Below are 4,137 nucleotides of genomic sequence, written 5' to 3' on the forward strand. Positions count from 1 at the left end.
ACGGCGCCCGGGCCGGGGCCGTGCGCGGCGCCGCCGCCGCTTCCTCTTCCGCTTCCTCCCCAGCCGACGCGTGGGTGCTGCCGCGCCGGTCCTGCCCGCGCGCCCACCGCCGGCCCCCCGTGTGCCGGTCCCACCCCTCACCGGAGGACCACGATGGCCTCTGACCCGGACACCCCCGCGGTCCTGAACCACCCCGAACCCGGGCTCCCGCCCCTCGACGTCTCCCGGACCGACGACCCCGAGGTCCTCGCCGAGGCGGCCCGCGAGGACTACTCGCTGCACGTGGTCCCGCAGTCGTGGCGGCTGAGCGCCCCGAAGATGGCCCTCGCCTGGTCGGCGCTGATGTCGGCCATGTTCTGGGTCGTCGTCGCCGCGGGCGCCTCGCTCGTCGTCGGGACCGTGCAGGCGCTGGTCGGGCTCGCCGTCGCCGCCCTCGTGCACGGGTCGCTGTGCCTGGTCATGTCCCGGACGGCGGCCGACTCCGGCCAGACCGTCGGCCTGTTCTCCCGCGCGATGTTCGGCTACCGCGGCGCCGCGATCGCCACGCTCGCCCTCGGCCTCACCGGCACGTGGTTCGCCGTCTTCGAGGGCTCGGTGCTGGCGGTCGCCGCGCAGGCGGAGTTCGGCGGGCCCGTCTGGATCTGGTATCTCGTCGTCACGCTCGTGTGCATCCCGCTCGTCATCGGCGGCGTCCGCCAGGCGATCGAGAAGGTCAACGCGTGGCTGCTGCCGGTCTTCCTGGCCGGGCTCGTCACCACCGTCGTCTGGGCGACGGTGGTGCACGGCTACGACGGGTCGTGGCTCACCGCGCCGCCCAGCACCCCCGAGCCGATGGCGGGCCCGGGCTGGCTGTTCGTCTTCGCCATCTACATGGGCGTGTTCTCCAACGTGCTCTACACGTTCGACTTCGCCCGCATGGGCCGCCGGGAGGACCACCGGGTCAACGGCGTGCACACCTTCGGCTACACGTTCTACTTCTTCACGATCCTGGTGAACGGGGCCGTCGGCATCTACCTCGTCCACACCATTCCGCTGGCCGAGGTCAGCGAGTCGGGCCTCGTCGTGGGCATCGTGCAGATGATGGGCTGGCTGGGCGTCGTGTTCATCGTCGCCACCCAGTTGAAGATCAACACCGCGAACTTCTACGTGGCCTCGACCAATTTCCAGGGCCTGTTCTCGCGGACGTTCAACCTCACGCTGTCGCGCACGACCTGGGTCGTCATCGTCGGCGCGCTGTCCTTCGCGGTGATGACGCTGAACATCTTCACGTTCATCAACACCTGGCTCTCCTACCAGGGCGCCGTCCTCGTGGCCTGGGTCGGGATCGCGCTCGTGACGGTCGCCGACGCGCGGCGCCGGGGACGCGCCGGCGACGTGGCGTTCGAGTTCCGGCCGGGACGGGTGCCGCGGGTGGACGTGGGCGGCGTCGTCGCCTGGGTGGTCGCCTCCGGCGTCGGCATCACGCTGATCGCCACCGGGAGCGCGCTCGCGAGCACCTGGGCGCTGGTGATCACCTTCGTCCTGGCCGTCGTCATCGCCGCGGTCGGGAAGGCCCGCGGGAGCGGGCGCCCGACCGGGGCCGCCGCGCGCGGCCACGATCCGCGCGACGAGGTGGAGGACGTCTGGGCCGACCGGATCCGCTGCCACGCCTGTCACCGGTCCTACGTCGCCGTCGAGATGGACCGCGACCCGGCCCACGGCGACGAGGCCATCTGCGCGGCCTGCGCGACGTCCTCGTCGTTCCTCGACGCCGTCGCCGCCGAACGCCGCTGAGAGGACCCCGTGCCGCTGCTCGTCTGCCGTACCTGCCCCCGCGACACCCGCGACGCGGGTTCGTTCGGGGCCGACCTCGACCGCGCCGTCGACGACCTCGCCCGACGGCGAGGGGTGCGGGTCCGCCACGTCCCGTGCCTCGGGGGCTGCCCCCGCCCGGGCAACGCCGGCCTGGACGCCATGGGGAAGCCCCGCGTCCGGTTCTCCGACATCGACCCGGCCGAACCCGGCGACGCCGCCGCGCTGGTGGAGGCGGCCGCGCGCTACGACGCCTCGCCCAGCGGCCTGCCCGACGACTGGCAGGTGCCCGACCCGCTCCGCGCGCGGCTCACCGCGGTCACCCCGAAGCGTGTGGGCTGACCCGGGTCCTTGCCACCGATCGGGGGCGGCGATGACCATGCACCCCGACACCGTCGTCGTCGCCCCGGAGGAACCCCATGCAGGTGTCCTGCGCCTTCCCGACCGCCCTGAGCTCCCCGGACGACATCGTGCTCGCCGAACAGCTGGGCTACGAGCGGGCCTGGGTCTACGACACCCCGCAGCAGAGCCCGGACGTCTGGATGACGCTCGCGCTCGCGGCCGACCGGACCGAGCGCATCGGGCTGGGGCCCGGCGTCCTGATCCCGAGCCTGCGCCACCCGATGGTCAACGCCGCGGCCACCGCGACCCTCGCGGCCCTCGCCCCCGGCCGGACGGCGGTGGCGTTCGGGACGGGGTTCACCGGCCGGCGCGCGATGGGCTACCGCGCGATCACGTGGGCGTTCATGGACGCCTACATCCGCGCGTTCCGCGGGCTGCTGCGCGGCGAGGTCGTCGAGTGGGAGGGCGCGCAGATGCAGATGCTCCACCCCGACGGGCACGCGCCGGCCCGGCCGGTGGACGTCCCGGTGCTCGTCGGGGCGCTCGGGCCGAAGGGGGAGGCGGTGGCCCGCGAGCTCGGTGACGGGCTCTTCGCGACGCTGCAGCTGCCGGACTTCCTGCGCGAGTACTCCTGGGTGCCGTACCTGGCCTGGGGGACCGTGCTCGACGAGGGGGAACCGCCGGACTCCGAGCACGCGCGCGCCGCGGGCGGTCCGGGGTGGGCGCTCGCCTACCACGGCGCCTACGAGTTCGGGGGACCCGACGCCGTGCGCGGCCTGCCCGGCGGCGACGCCTGGCTGGGCACCGTGGAGCAGACCCCCGAGGCGCAGCGACACCTCGCCGTGCACTCCGGGCACTGCGTCGAGATCAACGCCGCCGACCGCGCGGCGTGGGAGGCCGGCGGCCACTCGATGCTCCCGGACGTGACCATCAGCGGGACCCGGGACCAGGTCCGGCGGCGGGTCGACGACCTCGCCGCGCACGGGGTCACGGAGATCGTGTTCCAGCCGTGCGGGCCCGACACCCGGGCCGAGCTGGAGCGCTTCCGGGAGGCCGTGAGCGCCTGACGCGCGGGCTCAGGAGGTGCGCTTCTTCCGGCGCCGTGCCCGCCCGTCGTCGTCCTTGCCGCGGACCTCGCGCCAGGTCTCGTGGACGGCGTCGAGCGCACCCTTGGTGACGCCCTTGGCGCCGCCGTGCATGACGTTCTCGGTGGTGCTCGCGACGAACTCGTCGATCCCCTTGCCGCCCTTCTCGTGCAGGTCGAGGCGGTTGGTGGCCTCGGCGAACCGCAGATAGGTGTCGACGCTCGCGACCACGATCCGCGCGTCGATGGTGACGAGCTCGATGCCGACCACGGAGATCTTGACGAAGGCGTCGATCACCAGGCCCTTGTCGAGGATCAGGTCGAGCACCTCGGCGAGCCCGCCCTGACGGAGGCGCCGCGTGACCATCAGCCAGGGCCAGGGCACCGGCAACGTCCGGAAGGCCCCGCAGGGCGGGCTCGCCGAGGTGCTCGACCTGATCCTCGACAAGGGCCTGGTGATCGACGCCTTCGTCAAGATCTCGGTGGTCGGCATCGAGCTCGTCACCATCGACGCGCGGATCGTGGTCGCGAGCGTCGACACCTACCTGCGGTTCGCCGAGGCGACCAACCGCCTCGACCTGCACGAGAAGGGCGGCAAGGGGATCGACGAGTTCGTCGCGAGCACCACGGAGAACGTCATGCACGGCGGCGCCAAGGGCGTCACCAAGGGTGCGCTCGACGCCGTCCACGAGACGTGGCGCGAGGTCCGCGGCAAGGACGACGACGGGCGGGCGCCGCGCCGGAGGAAGCGCACCTCCTGAGCCGGCGCGTCAGGCGCTCACGGCCTCCCGGAAGCGCTCCAGTTCGGCCCGGGTGTCGGGTCCGCACGGCTGGAACACGATCTCCGTGACCCCGTGCGCGGCGAGGTCGTCGACCCGCCGCCGGACCTGGTCCCGGGTCCCGCTGATGGTCACGTCCGG

At 73.3% G+C, this 4,137-nt stretch carries 5 protein-coding genes; 4 read left to right on the top strand and 1 reads right to left on the bottom strand.

Annotation, left to right across the window (positions count from 1 at the left end; translation table 11 throughout):
* The first annotated feature begins 153 nt into the window (after positions 1-153).
* The 3 genes from AC0CYZ_RS06860 to AC0CYZ_RS06870 all read left to right on the top strand — a co-directional run bounded on the left by AC0CYZ_RS06860 (position 154) and on the right by AC0CYZ_RS06870 (position 3,200).
* Positions 154-1,773, top strand: coding sequence for a purine-cytosine permease family protein (locus tag AC0CYZ_RS06860; protein WP_472213626.1), 1,620 nt, complete (start codon positions 154-156; stop codon positions 1,771-1,773).
* 9 nt (positions 1,774-1,782) lie between these two features.
* Positions 1,783-2,133, top strand: coding sequence for a DUF1636 family protein (locus AC0CYZ_RS06865; RefSeq protein ID WP_472213628.1), 351 nt, complete (start codon positions 1,783-1,785; stop codon positions 2,131-2,133).
* 77 nt (positions 2,134-2,210) lie between these two features.
* Entirely contained in the window at positions 2,211-3,200 is a 990-nt protein-coding gene (locus tag AC0CYZ_RS06870; RefSeq protein WP_472213629.1) for an LLM class flavin-dependent oxidoreductase, read from the top strand.
* A gap of 9 nt (positions 3,201-3,209) precedes the next feature.
* Here AC0CYZ_RS06870 and gvpJ (AC0CYZ_RS06875) read toward each other — a convergent pair whose 3' ends face one another.
* Complete coding sequence (gene gvpJ, locus AC0CYZ_RS06875) at positions 3,210-3,584, bottom strand: gas vesicle protein GvpJ (protein ID WP_472213631.1); 375 nt, start codon at positions 3,582-3,584, stop codon at positions 3,210-3,212.
* On the opposite strand from gvpJ (AC0CYZ_RS06875), the gene gvpJ (AC0CYZ_RS06880) reads away from it, so the two are divergent.
* Entirely contained in the window at positions 3,577-3,978 is a 402-nt protein-coding gene (gene gvpJ / locus AC0CYZ_RS06880) for a gas vesicle protein GvpJ (RefSeq protein WP_472213632.1), read from the top strand. The genes gvpJ (AC0CYZ_RS06875) and gvpJ (AC0CYZ_RS06880) overlap by 8 nt on opposite strands.
* The last annotated feature ends 159 nt before the right edge of the window (positions 3,979-4,137 follow it).

It is taken from the genome of Actinomycetospora sp. (assembly GCF_055612215.1).